16 protein-coding genes are annotated in these 15890 nt (G+C 68.0%); all 16 read right to left on the bottom strand.

All coding sequences use genetic code 11. The features are described 5' to 3' along the window. Positions 1 to 5: 5 nt before the first annotated feature. Positions 6 to 1520 carry a ribosome biogenesis GTPase Der gene (gene der, locus AC1C2T_RS14800; RefSeq protein ID WP_495359691.1) on the bottom strand — a complete coding sequence of 505 codons (1515 nt, stop codon included), beginning with the start codon at positions 1518 to 1520 and terminating at the stop codon, positions 6 to 8. 41 nt (positions 1521 to 1561) lie between these two features. After that, the gene (cmk, locus tag AC1C2T_RS14795; protein ID WP_495385802.1) at positions 1562 to 2254 is read right to left on the bottom strand and encodes a (d)CMP kinase; all 693 of its coding nucleotides are present in this window, start codon (positions 2252 to 2254) and stop codon (positions 1562 to 1564) included. Further along, a complete protein-coding gene (locus AC1C2T_RS14790; protein ID WP_495385801.1) occupies positions 2251 to 3333 on the bottom strand; it encodes a prephenate dehydrogenase in 1083 nt (360 codons plus the stop codon). The genes cmk and AC1C2T_RS14790 overlap by 4 nt, the downstream gene beginning before the upstream one ends. After that, entirely contained in the window at positions 3330 to 4169 is an 840-nt protein-coding gene (locus AC1C2T_RS14785) for a pseudouridine synthase (RefSeq protein ID WP_495385800.1), read from the bottom strand. Before AC1C2T_RS14785 ends, AC1C2T_RS14790 begins: the two co-directional genes overlap by 4 nt. After that, on the bottom strand, positions 4162 to 4923 hold the full coding sequence (scpB, locus tag AC1C2T_RS14780) for an SMC-Scp complex subunit ScpB (RefSeq protein WP_495359687.1): 762 nt from the start codon (positions 4921 to 4923) through the stop codon (positions 4162 to 4164). Before scpB ends, AC1C2T_RS14785 begins: the two co-directional genes overlap by 8 nt. Next, the gene (locus AC1C2T_RS14775) at positions 4883 to 5713 is read right to left on the bottom strand and encodes a segregation and condensation protein A (protein WP_495385799.1); all 831 of its coding nucleotides are present in this window, start codon (positions 5711 to 5713) and stop codon (positions 4883 to 4885) included. Before AC1C2T_RS14775 ends, scpB begins: the two co-directional genes overlap by 41 nt. Then, entirely contained in the window at positions 5697 to 6584 is an 888-nt protein-coding gene (locus tag AC1C2T_RS14770) for a ParA family protein (protein WP_495359685.1), read from the bottom strand. Before AC1C2T_RS14770 ends, AC1C2T_RS14775 begins: the two co-directional genes overlap by 17 nt. Positions 6585 to 6625: 41 nt before the next feature. Beyond that, the gene (xerD, locus tag AC1C2T_RS14765; RefSeq protein ID WP_495386122.1) at positions 6626 to 7528 is read right to left on the bottom strand and encodes a site-specific tyrosine recombinase XerD; all 903 of its coding nucleotides are present in this window, start codon (positions 7526 to 7528) and stop codon (positions 6626 to 6628) included. After that, complete coding sequence (locus AC1C2T_RS14760; protein ID WP_495385798.1) at positions 7525 to 8199, bottom strand: NUDIX domain-containing protein; 675 nt, start codon at positions 8197 to 8199, stop codon at positions 7525 to 7527. Before AC1C2T_RS14760 ends, xerD begins: the two co-directional genes overlap by 4 nt. Beyond that, a complete protein-coding gene (gene pyrG, locus AC1C2T_RS14755) occupies positions 8192 to 9853 on the bottom strand; it encodes a CTP synthase (protein ID WP_495360811.1) in 1662 nt (553 codons plus the stop codon). Before pyrG ends, AC1C2T_RS14760 begins: the two co-directional genes overlap by 8 nt. 157 nt (positions 9854 to 10010) lie before the next feature. Next, a complete protein-coding gene (recN, locus tag AC1C2T_RS14750; RefSeq protein ID WP_495385797.1) occupies positions 10011 to 11708 on the bottom strand; it encodes a DNA repair protein RecN in 1698 nt (565 codons plus the stop codon). Between the two features lie 23 nt (positions 11709 to 11731). Further along, entirely contained in the window at positions 11732 to 12688 is a 957-nt protein-coding gene (locus AC1C2T_RS14745; RefSeq protein WP_495359681.1) for an NAD kinase, read from the bottom strand. Then, entirely contained in the window at positions 12643 to 13452 is an 810-nt protein-coding gene (locus AC1C2T_RS14740) for a TlyA family RNA methyltransferase (RefSeq protein WP_495385796.1), read from the bottom strand. Before AC1C2T_RS14740 ends, AC1C2T_RS14745 begins: the two co-directional genes overlap by 46 nt. Positions 13453 to 13455: 3 nt before the next feature. Beyond that, positions 13456 to 13662: a hypothetical protein gene (locus tag AC1C2T_RS14735; RefSeq protein ID WP_495385795.1), complete on the bottom strand. Its 207-nt coding sequence runs from the start codon at positions 13660 to 13662 to the stop codon at positions 13456 to 13458. A gap of 97 nt (positions 13663 to 13759) precedes the next feature. Further along, positions 13760 to 14794 (bottom strand): HAD-IIA family hydrolase, encoded by a 1035-nt coding sequence (locus AC1C2T_RS14730; RefSeq protein WP_495385794.1) that lies wholly within the window; start codon positions 14792 to 14794, stop codon positions 13760 to 13762. Further along, positions 14769 to 15890, bottom strand: a 1122-nt coding sequence (locus tag AC1C2T_RS14725; RefSeq protein WP_495385793.1) for a hypothetical protein, incomplete at its 5' end; no start/stop codon positions are given. The genes AC1C2T_RS14725 and AC1C2T_RS14730, both read right to left, overlap by 26 nt.

Here is a 15890-nt window from a genome sequence, read left to right as displayed (position 1 = left end):
GTGGACTACCTGCCGCGCTCTCGGCGCTCGCGCACTCGCATGTTGATGACGATCGGCGAGCCTTCGAAACCGTAGATCTCGCGCAGGCGCCGCTGGATGAAGCGGCGATAGCCCGGGTCGAGGAACCCGGTCGTGAACAGCACGAATGTCGGCGGGCGGCTCGCTGCCTGCGTGCCGAACAGGATGCGGGGCTGCTTGCCGCCGCGCACCGGGTGCGGGTGCTCCTGCGTGAGCTCGGTCAGGAAGGCGTTGAACTTGCCGGTGGGAATGCGCGTGTCCCACGACTCGAGCGCGGTCTCGAGGGCGGGTACGAGCTTCTCGAGGTGCCGGCCGGTCTTCGCCGAGATGTTCACGCGCGGTGCCCACGCCACGTGGTGCAGGTCTTGGTCGATCTCGCGTTCGAGATAGCGGCGACGTTCGTCGTCCAGCAGGTCCCACTTGTTGTAGGCGAGCACGAGCGCGCGACCCGATTCGAGCACGAGGTCGATGATGCGCACGTCTTGCTCGGAGATCGGCTGCGAGACGTCGAGCAGCACGACTGCGACCTCGGCCTTCTCGAGGGCAGCCTGGGTGCGCAGCGAGGCGTAGAAGTCGGCGCCCTGCTGCAGGTGCACGCGACGACGGATGCCTGCCGTGTCGACGAAGCGCCAGATCTTGCCGCCCAACTCGATCTGCTCGTCGACGGGGTCACGGGTGGTGCCCGCGAGTTCGTTCACGACGACGCGTTCTTCACCGGCGGTCTTGTTGAGCAGGCTCGACTTGCCGACGTTGGGGCGACCGAGGATCGCGACGCGTCGCGGTCCGCCGAATTCGTCTTTCGCTACAGCCGAGACCTGCGGCAGCACCTTGAAGACGGTCTCGAGCATGTCGGCGACGCCGCGACCGTGCAGGGCCGACACGGGGAGCGGCTCGCCGAGGCCGAGGTTCCAGAGCGCAGCAGCCTCGGACTCCTGGCGCGCGTCGTCGACCTTGTTCGCAAGCAGGAACACCGGCTTGCCCGCTTTGCGGAGCAGGCGCACGACGTGCTCATCGGTCGACGTGGCACCGACCGTGGCATCGACGACGAAGAGCACGACGTCGGAAAGGTCGATCGCGACCTCGGCCTGTGCGGCGACCGATGCATCGATGCCCTTCGCGTCGGGCTCCCAACCACCGGTGTCGACGAGGGTGAACCGTCGGTCGAGGTACTCGCCCTTGTACGACACGCGGTCGCGAGTGACACCCGGAGTATCTTCGACGACGGCCTCACGGCGCCCGAGGATTCGGTTCACGAGGGCCGACTTGCCGACGTTCGGCCGACCGACGATCGCGATCACCGGCAGTGCGGGGAGGAAGCGAATCGCTTCCTCGCCCTCTTCGGAGAGCTCGAGAACCTCGAGGTCGTCGTCGTCGAGCGCGTAGTCGGCGAGCCCCGACCGGAGCGTGGTCGCCCGCTGCTCGGCGAGCTCGTCGTCGACGTCGGCGAGACGCTCCGCGAGGTCGTCGTCGGGAGCGTCGAAGTCTTCGCCCTGGTCCGTCATGGTCTCTCCTCTGAAATCTGTGTGCGCCGGTCGCGTCGCGACTACGGTGCGAGCGCCGGTTGCGCTGCGCGGATCACGCCGATCACCACGTCGACCGTCTGGTCGAAGTCGAGTTCGGTCGAATCGACGGTCGTGACGCCGTCGGCCGCGGTCATGAAGTCCACGACTTTGGAATCGGCCGCATCGCGCTTGCGCAACTGCTCCCCCACTGCCTCGGCCGAGGATCCGGCAAGCTCGGAGGAGCGCCTGCCCATTCTAACCGCTTCGGATGCTGTGAGGAGTATGCGAACGGGGGCGTCGGGTGCCACCACCGTCGTGATGTCGCGTCCTTCGACGATGATGCCGGGCGCGTCAACGGCCGCCATGATCGAACGGAACAGCTCGATGAGGTGGCGACGCACCTCGGGCACACGTGCGACGGCGCTGACCACCGCCGAGATCTGCGGATCGCGGATCGCGTCGGTCACGTCGATGTCGCCGACGTGCACCGCGTATCCGGTCGGGTCGGTTCCGATGCGGTACTCGAACGAGTCCAGGCACGAGGCGACGGATGCCGCGTCATCCGTGTCGACCCCGGATGCCTCTGCATGCCAGGCCAACGCGCGGTACGCCGCTCCCGTGTCGAGGAATCCGAACCCGAGCCGGCGCGCGACCTCTTTGGACACGCTCGACTTGCCACTGCCGGCTGGGCCGTCGATGGCGACCACGAACGGGATGACGGGTGGCACGTTCAACCTGCAATCCGCCAGCCGCGGGCGGCCAGCTCGTCGGTGAGGTGTTGTTGCACCTCGGGCAGCACCGAGATCTCGGCGAGGCCGATCTGCGCCCCGGGCGAGTGCTCGAGGCGGAGGTCTTCGATGTTGGCGCCGGCGTCGCCGACGTCGTGGAAGAGTCGAGCGAGCTGACCGGGCCGGTCGTCGATCATGACGATGAGGCTCGAGTACCGTCGATCGACGCCGTGCTTGCCGGGCAACCGTTCGACACCGGTGTTGCCCCCGAAGAGTTCTTCGGCCACGCGACGACGAGCGCCCGGCGCATCCATGTTCTCGAGCGCGGCGATGAACCGATCGAGGTCGTCGCGGTAGCCGCGGAGGATCTCAGCGACCGGCGCGGCGTTCTGGCCGAGGATCTGCACCCACAATTCAGGGTCACTCGAAGCGACACGAGTGACATCGCGCAGGCCCTGCCCAGCGAGGTTCACCGAAGCATGAGGGGCTTCGATGAGCCGGCGCGCCATAAGGCTCGACACCACCTGCGGCACGTGCGAGACGAGGGCGACGGCAGCGTCGTGCTGCTCCGGCGTGAGCTCGACGAGCGTGGCCCCGAGATCGAGGATGAGGTCGTCGATCGCCGAGCCGTCTTGGTAGGAGATGCCGCCGTGCGCGGCGACAACCCAGGGGCGACCGAGGAACAGATCCGCGCGACCCGACATCGGGCCACCGCGCTCGCGCCCGGCCATCGGGTGCGTGCCGATGTAGCGCGAGAGATCGGCGCCGCGCGCTTTCAGGTCTTCATAGACGGCGAGCTTGACGCTGGCGACATCCGTGACGATCGACTGCGGGTAGGCATCGAGCTCTGCAGCCACGACATCAGCCGTGACATCGGGTGGCACGCACACGACGATCAGCTGCGGCCGGTCACCGGGTGCGGCCGGCCGGCCGGCACCGTAGTCGACGGCGATCGCGAGGTGGGTGGGCGACGCGTCGGCGAGGATCACGTCGATGCCCTTCGCCCGCAGACCGAGGCCGACGCTGGCGCCGAGCAGGCCGACACCGACGACGCGAACCGGCCCGACCAGGCGTGATTCGCTCACGCGTCCTTCGCCTCCCCGTCGGCTTCCGCGTTATCCGCGGTTGCTTCCGCGGTTGCTTCCGCGGGCGCGTTCGCAGCCCGCGAGATCGTGAGCAGCTCGCCACGCTCCACCTTCGTCAGCTCGCGCATCTCACCCGATCGGAGCGTGCCGAGGTTCAGGGGCCCGAAGCTGCGACGCACGAGGTCGACGACCGGATGCCCCACGGCGTCGAGCATGCGACGCACGATGCGGTTGCGGCCGGAGTGGAGCGTCAGCTCGACCATCGAATGCGCGTCGTCCCCCTGCTGCTGCAGGATGCGCGCACGGTCGGCCTTGATCGGTCCGTCATCGAGCTCGATGCCGTTCTTCAACTGCTGCACGGTCTGCGGGCTCACTCGGCCGGTGACCTTCGCGATGTAGGTCTTCGAGACGCCGAACGAAGGGTGGGCGAGCACGTGGGCGAGGTCGCCGTCGTTCGTGAGCAGCAGCAAGCCGCTCGTCTCGGCATCGAGCCTGCCCACGTTGAACACGCGGTCTTCGAGGTCGGCGGTGAAGCGCGTGAGGTCGGGGCGGCCCTGTTCGTCGCGCATCGACGAGACCACGCCGCGCGGCTTGTTCAGCATGTAGTAGCGCTTCGCCGGGTCGAGCTGCACGGCAACGCCGTCGACAGCAACGAGGTCGGTCTCGGGATCGATGCGGCGCCCGAGCTCGGTGACGACCTCGCCATTGACTTCGACTCGGCCCTCGGCGATGTACTGCTCGGAGACCCGACGGCTCGCGACGCCCGCCGCCGCGAGCACCTTCTGCAGGCGCACGCCCTCGGGCGGTTCGCCGCTCCAGCTGGTTGCGTCAGTCAACGTCGAATCCTTCCTGGCCGTCGTCGAGCAACGGCGAGATGTGCGGCAGCTCGTCGAGCGAGTTGATACCGAGGTTGGTGAGCAGCAGCTCGGTCGTGCCGTAGAGGATCGCGCCTGTTTCAGGGTCGGTGTCGACCTCCGTCACGAGTCCGCGACCGAGCAGGGTGCGCACCACCGAGTCCACGTTCACCGCGCGGATGGAGGCAACCTGCGACCGAGTGATCGGCTGCTTGTACGTGATCACCGAGAGCGTCTCGAGCGCAGCCTGCGAGAGCTTGGTCGACGACTGCGTCAGCACGAAGTCCGCCACGAGGGTGTCGTACTCGGCCCGGACGTAGAAACGCCAGCCACCGCCCACCTCGCGAAGTTCGAAGCCGCGACGGATGCCGCGAGCCTCGGGCTCCCCGGCGACATCCGTCCGCGGCTCGCCCGAAGTGCCGGTGCCGTCGTAGTCCGCGCGGAGTCGAGCGATCGACGCACGCACCTCGGCCACAGGCCGTGCGACCGCGGCCGCCAGCGACACGACGCTCTGCGGTTCGTCGGCGATGAACAGGATCGCCTCGAGGGCGCGGTCGAGGTCGAGCGCCGGTTGCCCGGGCACGTCGAGCGGCGTCGAGATCGACAGTTCGGGACCGTCGGCCTCCCCCGCCGACTCCGGTGGTCGATTCGGGCGCTCTGCGCCGGTATCGAGATTCATCGCCGCGACATCCGTCTCACTCGTCATAGTCCGCCCCCAGGCTCTCGAGGTTCTCATCCGACCAATTCTCCGCCGACCAGCGAAGGGTCAGTTCACCGAGTGGTTCCAGCTGTTCGAATCCGATCGCCGCGTGACGGTAGAGCTCGAGCACGGCGAGGAACCGCGCCACGACGAGTCCCGGCTGCGCAACCCCCGCAATGAGCTGGCGAAATGTCACAGGGTCGCCGCGCCGGAGCACCGCCACGACGTGCGCGGCCTGCTCGCGAATCGACACGAGCGGCGCGTGCAGGTGATCGAGTCCCACCATGGGAATCTCTCGCGGCGTGAGCGCGAGCGTCGCGAGCGCGGCGAAGTCATCGGCCGAGAGAGTCCAGACGAGTTCGGGCGCACGCTGGCGGAACTTCTCCTCGAGCCGCACGTTGCGGGGATGCCGAAGCGACTCCTGCTCGAGTTGCCCCGTGAACCACCGCGCAGCCTCCTTGAACGCCCGGTACTGCAGGAGCCTCGCGAAGAGCAGGTCACGCGCCTCGAGCAGCGCAACGTCTTCGGCGTCGACGAGTTCACCCTGCGGCAGGAGCCCGGCGACCTTCAAGTCGAGCAGGGTCGCCGCCACGACGAGGAACTCCGACGCCCGGTCGAGCTCCTCCTCGGAATCGAGCCCGCGCAGGTAGGAGATGAACTCGTCTGTCACGGCCGACAGCGACACCTCGGTGATGTCGAGCTCGTGCTTCGCGATGAGCGAGAGCAAGAGGTCGAACGGACCCTCGAAGTTGGTGAGGGCGACACGGAAGCCCCCCTCGGGCACTTGCTGCTCGGGGGCCGAAGCCGCCTCAGGCGACCGCGCCACGGAACACCAGCTCCCTGGCGAGCTGGCGGTACGACTTCGACGCCTGGTGCTCGGGAGCGAACTCTGTGATCGGGGTCGCTGCGACGGTCGCGTCGGGAAACTTGACCGTGCGCGTGATGACCGTCTCGAGCACCTTCTCGCCGAACGCGTCGACAACCCGTTCGAGCACCTCACGCGAGTGCAGCGTGCGCGAGTCGTACATCGTGGCGAGGATGCCGTCGAGTTCGATGGCGGGGTTCAGCCGGTCGCGCACCTTGTCGATCGTCTCGATGAGGAGCGCCACGCCGCGCAGCGCGAAGAACTCGCACTCGAGGGGGATGACGACGCCGTGGCTCGCGGTGAGTGCGTTGACGGTGAGGAGGCCGAGCGACGGCTGGCAATCGATGAGGATCACGTCGTAGTCGTCGGCGACCCGGCGCAGCACGCCGGCGAGGATCTGCTCACGGGCGACCTCGGTGACGAGGTGCACTTCGGCCGCGGAGAGGTCGATGTTCGCGGGAATCACGTCGAGGTTCTCGACACCGGTCTTCTGGATCACATCGGCCGGGTCGAGATTGCGGGAGAGCAGCAGATCGTAGATCGTCGGCACGTCGTGCGTCTGCACGCCGAGTCCTGCTGAGAGCGCACCCTGCGGATCGAAGTCGATCGCGAGCACGCGGCGACCGTACTCGGCGAGCGTGGCGCCGAGGTTGATCGTCGTGGTCGTCTTGCCGACCCCGCCCTTCTGGTTGCAGAGGGCGATGATGCGCGCCGGTCCATGCGTCTTCAGCGCCCTGGGCTCGGGGAATTCGCGGTGGGGACGACCAGTGGGACCGAGCTCTGGCGGAAGCGTTGCGATTCCGTTCGCTGAGTCGCGCTTCTGGTGCGTCACGTGTCCACTCTCTTCTGGGCTGTGCGGGTGCTTGGTTGATTCTATCGAGCACGCGGGTGGGCCGCCGTGTACATCTCCCGGAGTGTATCGGCTGTGACGAGGGTGTAGATCTGCGTCGTCGCGACCGAGGAGTGCCCGAGCAGCTCCTGCACGACGCGCACATCCGCACCGCCTTCGAGCAGATGCGTCGCGAAGGAGTGCCGCAGAGTGTGCGGTGAAACGGATGTCGCGAGCCCTGCCGTCTCGGCGGCGTCACGGATCGCCTCCCACGCGGCCTGCCGCGACATCCTCTTTCCGCGCACGCCGAGAAAGAGCGCGGGCGTCGCCGAGCCGCGTGCGGAGAGCAACGGCCGAGCCCGCACGAGGTACGCGTCGACCGCGCGCCGGGCGAAGCTTCCGAGCGGCACGACGCGCTGCTTGCCCCCCTTGCCGAAGAGCCGCACCACCTCTTGGTCGACGAGGTCGTCGACGTTCAGCGATACCGCTTCGGACACCCGCGCCCCCGTGGCGTAGAGGAGCTCGAGCAGCGCCGTGTCGCGGAGATCCGTGGGCTCCTCACCGCCGGCCGCGGCGATGAGCGCCTCGACATCGTCGACCGGGATCGCCTTCGGCAGGCGCATGGGCAGCTTCGGCGGGCGCAGTTCGCGTGACACGTCTGCGGGAACGATCCCTTCATCGGTGAGAAATCGATGCAGGCCTCGCACCGCCGACAGCACACGAGCGATCGATGAAGTCGCCAACGTCGGCACTCGTTCGGCGCCGAGGAAACGGATGAAGTCGCTGAGATCCTGCTCCGTCACGGCAGCCGGCCCCGCGATGCCACGATCAGCGAGCCAGTCGGCGTAGATCACGAGGTCGCGACCATACGAGGCGATGGTGTTCCGCGCGAGTCCCCGCTCCACGGCGAGATGCCGCAGATAGTCGTCGACCGGCGTGCGGGTCATCGCCGCGACGGCTCCGAGCGGCCGACGTGCCGACCCGGCCACGGGGCATCCGCCGGTCCGAGGCTCGACCAGCCGCGTGCGCGTGCCGCAGCGGCGGCCAGCACCGCGATGGCGAGCGGCGCATTGTGGATGCGCCGCTCGAGCACCGCGTCGATGCACTCGTCGAGCGGCACCCAGCGCGTCTCCATGTCAGCCTCTTCAGCCTCGCGTGCGAACGCGTCGGCGGTGGCCGAGAGCCCTCGAGCGAGGTAGATCCGAATCAGTTCGTCGCTGCCGCCCGGTGAGGTTGCGAAGTCGGTGAGCACCGCCCAATCGGATGCCTCGAGGTCGGCCTCTTCGGCCAGCTCGCGTTTCGCGGCCGCAAGCGGGTCTTCACCGTCGATGTCGAGCAGCCCCGCGGGGATCTCCCAGTCGCGCATGCGAACCGGATGCCGGTACTGCTTGATCAGGAATGCACGGTCGTCGTCGTCGAGCGCCAGCACACCGACGGCGCCGGTGTGGTCCATGTACTCGCGCACGATCGTCTCGCCGCCGAACTCGAAGGCGTCACGACGGATATCCCACACGCGACCGTCGAAGACCCGCTCGCTCGTGACGATGGGCACCTCGACCAGTTCGTCGGCGAGCGGCTCTCGCCCCTCGCCGACGCCGGTGTCGTGCGGATCAATCATTGTTGACGTCGAACAGCAGACTCGCCTGTTGGCGCTCGAGCGCAGCGCCGACGAGGCCGCGGAACAGCGGGTGCGGAGAGTTCGGGCGGCTGCGCAACTCGGGGTGCGCCTGGGTGCCGACGTAGAAGGGGTGCACGTCACGCGGCAACTCGACGAACTCGACGAGGTGACGATCGGGCGACATGCCCGAGAAGGTCAGGCCGGCCTCTGCGATGCGATCGCGGTACGCGTTGTTGACCTCGTAGCGGTGGCGGTGCCGCTCGGAGACCTCGGTCGAACCGTAGAGCTCGGCCGCGATCGACCCTTCGACGAGCGCGGCCGGGTAGAGACCGAGGCGCATGGTGCCGCCGAGGTCGCCGCCGGCGATGATCTCGACCTGCTCCTCCATCGTCGCGATGACGGGGAACTCGGTGTCGGGATCGAACTCGCTCGACGACGCGCCGGGCAGGCCGGCCACGTTGCGCGAGTACTCGATGACCATGCACTGCAGACCGAGGCAGAGGCCGAGCACGGGAATGCCGTTCTCACGGGCGAAGTGCAGGGCGCCGAGCTTGCCCTCGATGCCGCGCACGCCGAAGCCGCCGGGCACGCAGATGCCGTCGAGGTGGGCCAAATGCTTCTGGGCGCCCTCCGGCGTCTGGCATTCGTCGGACGGGATCCACTCGATCTTGACCTTCGTGTCGTTCGCGAACCCGCCGGCCCGGAGCGCCTCGGTCACCGAGAGGTACGCGTCGGGCAGGTCGATGTACTTGCCGACGAGACCGATCGTCACCTCGTGCTTCGGCTCGTGCACGACCTCGAGCAGCTCACTCCAGCCCGACCAGTCCACGTCGGCCGCGGTGAGCCCGAGCGCGTCGATGATGTACGAGTCGAGCCCCTGATCGTGCAGCATCGTGGGGATCTCGTAGATCGACGGCACATCGACCGCGTTGACGACGGCCACCTCGTCGACGTCGCACATCAGTGCGATCTTGCGCTTGTTCGATTCGGTGACCGGCCGGTCGCTGCGGAGCACGAGTGCGTCGGGCTGGATGCCGATGGAGCGAAGGGCTGCGACGGAGTGCTGCGTCGGCTTCGTCTTCTGCTCACCCGACGCGCCCATGAAGGGAACGAGGGAGACATGCACGAAGAACACGTTCTTACGGCCGAGCTCGTGTCGCACCTGGCGGGCGGACTCGATGAACGGCTGGGACTCGATGTCGCCGACGGTGCCGCCGATCTCGGTGATGATGACGTCGGGCTTCGGCGACTCCGAGGCCTGCAGCCGCATGCGCCGCTTGATCTCATCGGTGATGTGCGGGATGACCTGCACCGTGTCGCCGAGGTATTCGCCGCGCCGCTCTTTCGCGATGACCGTCGAATAGATCTGACCGGTCGTGACGTTCGCCGCCTGGCTCAGATTGATGTCGAGGAACCGCTCGTAGTGCCCGATGTCGAGGTCGGTTTCGGCGCCGTCGTCGGTGACGAATACCTCACCGTGCTGGAACGGGTTCATCGTGCCCGGATCCACGTTGAGATAGGGATCGAGCTTCTGCATGACGACTCTGAGGCCCCTGGCTGTCAGGAGATTGCCGAGACTCGCCGCCGTGAGTCCCTTGCCCAACGAAGAAACGACACCACCGGTCACAAAAATGTGCTTGGTCGTGCCGTTCAAATTGTCTGTGCTCGAAGGAGCTGTTCCGCGTTCATCCACCACGGGCTTATAGTCTAACTCACGTTCCCGGTCGTTCGCCCCGACATGCCCCACGCGCTCCCCTATCTCTTGTCGGGATCCGGTCGATCCCCCATCGCGCACGGCCTTCGGCCGCGCGTCACGCCGCTCGATCTGCGGCGATCTCCAACAGCTCTCGCGCGTGCGCGAGTCCGCTCTCCGAGTCGGTGAGCCCTGACAGCAACCGTGCCATCTCGGCCTCTCGCTCGGCTCCGGCGAGCTGGCGCACGCTCGACGAGGTCACTTGCCCGTCGGTGCCCTTCACGACGCTCAGGTGGTTCGTCGCGAATGCGGCGACCTGTGCGAGGTGGGTGACGACGATGACTTGCGAACGCTCGGCGAGCCGGGCGAGCCGGTGACCGATCTCGATGGCCGCGGCACCGCCGACACCCGCGTCGACCTCGTCGAAGACGAACGTCGGAACCGGATCGCTGCCCGCGATGACGACTTCGATTGCGAGCATCACCCGCGAGAGTTCACCGCCGGATGCACCGCGCGAGACCGGCCGCGGTTCGGCACCCGGATGCGGGCGCAGCAGGATCGACACGATATCTCGCCCATGCACGACCGCCTCGGGCGCCCGCTCGATGGAGACCGTCAACTGGGCATCGGGCATCGCGAGCGCTGCGAGCTCGCTCGTGACCGCGGCGGCCAGACGGCCGGCAGCCTCGGTGCGTACGGCGGTGAGCCGCTCGGCAAGCAGATCGACCTCGGCCTCGAGCGCGGTGACGGATGCCTCGAGCCCCTCGATGCGCTCATCATCGCTGTCGAGCTCGATGAGTCGCAGCCCCCCGGTGCGGCGGAACTCGATCACCCCGTCGAGGCTGCCGTGCCGGCGAATGAGCCCCCCGAGCAGCGCACGTCGTTCGTGGACGACCTCGAGCTCGCGAGCGCCATCGGCATCGAGACCGGCGAGGTACCCGGACAACTCCGCCGCAGCATCTGCGAGGAGGAATCCAGCGTTCGTCAACACCTCGGCGATCGGCTGCAGGGCCGGGTCGTGCTCGGACACCCGTTCGAGATGCCGACGCGCCCCGTCGACGAGCGCGACGGCGTCAGGTGCATCATCGACGACGTCTTCAGCCGAGATGAGCGTGCGTGCCTGCGCAGCTGCGAGGCGGAGCTCTTCGAGATTCGAAAGGCGATCGGCGCGCTCTTGCAGCTCGGTGTCTTCACCGGGCTGGGGGTCCGCCGATTCGACCTCGTCGAGCGCGGCGCGCAAGTCCGCTGCCTCACGGGTGCGGGCGTCGTGGGCCTCGCGCAAGCGATCGAGCTCGGCGGCATCCGTTCGCCAGGCGTTGAAGGCCGTGCGGTACGCCTCGAGAACGGTCTGCAGGCCCTGCCCCGCGAAACGGTCGAGCGCCTCACGTTGAGCAACCGCGGAACGGAGCCGTTGCTGGTCGGCCTGCCCGTGCACGACGACGAGTTCGTCGCCGAGTTCGGCGAGCACGCCGACCGGCGCACTGCGACCGCCCACCACGGCACGGCTGCGCCCTTCGGCGGAAACCGAGCGCCCCAGCAGCAGCTCCCCTGCCTCGACCTCACCACCCGTCTCGGCCACGCGTTCGGCGATCGCACCGTCGTCGGGCACCAACCAGCGCCCTTCGACCCAAGCCTGCTTGGCACCGGCGCGCACGGAGCCCGCGTCGGCGCGTGAGCCGAGCAGCAGCCCGAGGGCGGTCACCACCATGGTCTTGCCGGCACCGGTCTCGCCCGTCACCGCTGTGAAACCCGGACCGAGTGGAAGCGTCGCCTCGGCAATGACGCCGAGGTCACGGATGCCGAGCTCCTCAATCATCGCTGCCCTCGATCATCGCTGCCTCACTCACGCCCCACCGGTCCCCTCCACCCGGTGACCGGGAGCTGGAACTTGTTCACCAGGCGATCGGTGAACGGCACCTCGTGAAGCCGCGCGAGGCGCACGGGCACCGGGGACTTGCGCACGATGACCCGAGCCCCGGGCGGCAGATCGTAGGTGCGACGGCCGTCGCACCAGATGACTGCGGATGCCTCGGTACGCTGCAGGATCTCGACCGCGAGCGACGACTCGGGGCCGACGACGAGCGGACGCGCGAACAGTGCATGGGCGCTGAGCGGTACGAGCAGCAAGGCCTCGAGGCTCGGCCAGACGACCGGGCCACCGGCCGAGAACGAGTAGGCGGTGGAGCCGGTCGGCGTCGACATCACGACGCCATCGCAGCCGAACGACGAGAGCGGCCGCCGGTCGACCTCGATGACGACCTCGAGCATCCGCTCGCGCTCGGCCTTCTCGACGGTGACCTCGTTGAGCGCCCAGCTCTCGTAGACGACGGCGTTGCCGACCTTCGCTCGCACAGAGAGGGTCATCCGCTCTTCGACGGTGTAGTCCCGCGCGAGTGCCCGGCCCACGGTGTAGCCGAGATCATCGCGTTCGCTCTCGGCGAGGAATCCCACGTGGCCCAGATTCACGCCGAGAAGTGGAATCGGGTAGTCGTGCATGATCTCGGCTGCACGCAGAATCGTGCCGTCGCCACCGAGCACGATGACGAGTTCGACACGGGCAGGGTCGGTCTCTTCGAACCGCTCGACCTCGCCGTTGAGCTCGGGCACGAAGTCATGAACGTCATCCCAGTGCTCGGCCGCGATCACCGGGACGGCGCCGGCCGCGAGCAGTTGCGCGCACACCTCGCTCGTCGCCTCGAGGGCTGCCTGACGGCCGGTGTGCGAGACCACGAGGAAGCGCCGTGCGTCATTCACGCCTTCGCCCTTCCTGCCAGTTCGTCGACCCGACTTGTCCATTCTGTCGGACTCGCACCGCGCACCGCGCTCAGATGCACGAGGTATTCGAGGTTTCCGTGACCACCCGCGATTGGGGAGGACAGGACGCCGACCGTGCCGAGCCCCTCGTCGAAGGCTGCCCAGAGCACGTTCGAAACCGCCTCGGAGCGGAGCCCGGCATCGCGAACCACGCCTTCACGCGCGCCTCCGCGCCCGACTTCGAACTGCGGCTTCACGAGCAGCACGAAGTCCGCACCATCCGACGCCGTCGCCTTCAACGCCGGGAGCACCACCGTGAGGGAGATGAACGACAGGTCGGCGACGACGAGCGATGGTCGCTCGTCGATGCCGGTCAGCTCGGCGAGGCGTGCGGCGTCGAGGTGGCGCACATTGCAGCCCTCGACGAGCACGAGTCGTGTCTCGCCGACGAGTTCTGGTGCGAGCTGGTCGTGGCCCACATCGATCGCCAGCACGTGGCGTGCACCGCGCTCGAGCAGCACCTGGCTGAATCCCCCGGTCGAGGCTCCCGCGTCGAGGACGACGCGGCCCTCGACGTCGACGTCGAATCCATCGAGGCCGGCGATGAGCTTGTGCGCTGCGCGGCTCACATAGTGGTCGGATGCCGCGACCCCGAGTCGCGCCTCATCGCCGACTCTCGTTGCGGCCTTCGTCACGGGGCGACCGTCGACGGTCACGACACCCGAAGCGATCAGCGTTGCGGCGTGAGTGCGAGAGCGTGCGAGCCCGCGAGCCGCGAGGGCCGCGTCGAGGCGTTGTTCGGTCATGCGTCAGGAACGCAGCGACGGGTCGGACTGCTCGAGCTGTGTGCGCAACCGGTCGGCGAGGCCCTGATAGCCCTCGGCACGCTCGGAGAGCGGGCGCGCTTCGATGTCGGCGAGCAGCCCGGGTGTCGCTTCGGATGCCTCACCGAACTCACCAGCGCTCGACACTGCGGGCGTGTTCGCCTCGCGGCTTCGATCTGGTTCTGTGCTCACCCCTCAACGCTACCCCGACAGACCGACGCTCGGGTCGATGACATCGGCGCTGCTCGGTTTCCACACATCGGAGTTCCGATGATGGCACGACCGCCGGTCAGGTGTAGAGGCGCTCCGGCACCTCGAGTACGTGGATCGACGTGCCGGACTGCCAGATCGCTGCGCACGCCGCTCGAAGCAGGTCGATGCCGCCATCGCCCTCATCGACGATCTCGACACGATTGCCGGCCACTCGAACCCGAGCTGCGCCGACACGTACGGCGCCGCCGCGAACCGCTTCAGTCGCCGGGTACGGCTCGTGGAGCCCATCGAGGTCGGCGAGGATGAAGTCCGGCCGGCTCGACGCATCAGCGGCCAGCAGATGCTTCGCGCGGTCGATCCCGGTGAGCACGATCGCACTCAGCATGCCGGCGCGGTTCGCGCCCAGGATGTCGGTGTCGAGCCGATCTCCGACCACGAGAGGCCGCTCGGCGGCGAACCGGCGCCTGGCTTCGTCGAAGATCGGCGTCTCGGGCTTGCCTGCGACCAGCGGGAACCGACCGACTGCAGTGTGCACCGCCGAGACGAGGGTGCCGTTGCCGGGGGCGATGCCTCTGGCAACGGGGATCGTCCAGTCCATGTTCGTCGCGATCCAGGGAATACCCGGCGTCGCGGCATCCGGCCCGCCGTTCGCGTTCAGTGCGAAGCTCGCCTCAGCAAGATCGCTCCAACCGATATCGGGTGTGAACCCCTGCACGAGCGCGTCGGGTGCGTCGTCGGCCGATCGTGTCACACGGTATCCGCGCTTCTCGAGTTCGGTGACGATACCCTCTCCACCGACGACGAACACGAGCGCGCCTGGCGCCACCTGCTGGTCGAGCAGGCTCATCGCAGCCTGCGGCGAGGTGACGACGTCCGCCGGCACCACATCGAGGCCGAGTTCGGCAAGATGACGGGCGACGGATGCATCGCTTCGCGACGCGTTGTTCGTGATGTACCCGACCGCGCGGTGCTGCTTGGCGCGGTTGAGGCTCTCGACGGCACGCGGGATCGCATCGGCCCCCGCATAGACGACGCCATCGAGGTCGGCGAGCACGGCGTCGACCCCGTCGAGCGGGGTCGACGTCTCAGTCTTCGCGCGAAACAGGCCCATCGGGCGTGCCCTCGTTCTCGTCGGCGTCGAGTGCTGCGCCTTCGGCGATCACCGCTGCGACGTCGTCTTCGAGCACGGCGCCGGGGTCCTCGTCAACATCCACATCCACATCGGTATCCGCGTTCGGCGCGGTGGATGTCTGTTCAGTCTGTTCAGACTCAGCCGCATCTTGGGCGACTGACTCGTCAGCAACCGACTCGTCAGTCGAGGGCTCGACCGTGTTCGGTTCTTCCGGCTCGACCGTGTCGTCGATCTCGATCTCGAAGATCTCGATCGACTCGGCCTCGGCGGGGCCGCCGAGGGCGGCTTCAGCGCGATCGGCGCGAGCACGCCACTCCTTCGCCTGAGCCGTTCGGCCGAGTTCCTCGAGCACCTCCGCGTAGGCGGCGAAGAGCGCAGGACTGTACGAGAACGCCCGGTCGGGCTCGAGTTGCGGGATCTCGAGTTCGGCGAGAGCGATCTCAGGCTGACCGAGGTCGAGACGTGCACCCGACATCGCGATCGCGAGTCCGACCTGCACCGCGGCCGGCAGCGTCGACCGATCGACCGCACGCCCGACTTCGAGTGCACGGTCGGGGCGCCCAACGCCGCGCTCGCTGTCGACCAAGAGCGGCAACTGGTCGTTGCTTCCGGAGATCCGACGGTAGGTGCGCAGCTCGCGGAGGGCGAGCGGGAAGTCACCGGTCGCGTACGCGGTGATCGCGAGGGTCTCGCGCACGACCGAGACTCGGCCGGCCCGGCGTGCCGCCGACAGCGCGTGCTGGTGTGCGAGCTCCGGGTCATCGTCGAGCAATTGGGATGCCGCGACGAGGTGGCGCGCCACCCAGTCCGCGTTGTCTTTGCTCAGGGTCTTGAGCTCGGCGCGAGCGCCCTTGTCGAGATCGCGCGCTTCGATGGACTCGTCGATCTCCGGGGCGTCGTGGCGCGGACGCACCTGCAACTCGGCTGCACCGTACGTCTCGCGAGGCGCGTCACGCTGCTCGTCGCGACCATCAGGTCGGCCGCCGCGCGACGGGCTTCCATAGGGCTTCTTCGCATCACGATCGCCATACGGCTTCTTCGCATCACGGTCCCCATACGGCTTCTTCGCATCACG

Source organism: Agromyces sp. Y558 (assembly GCF_059445415.1).
This window is presented reverse-complemented; position numbering and strand designations above follow the sequence as displayed.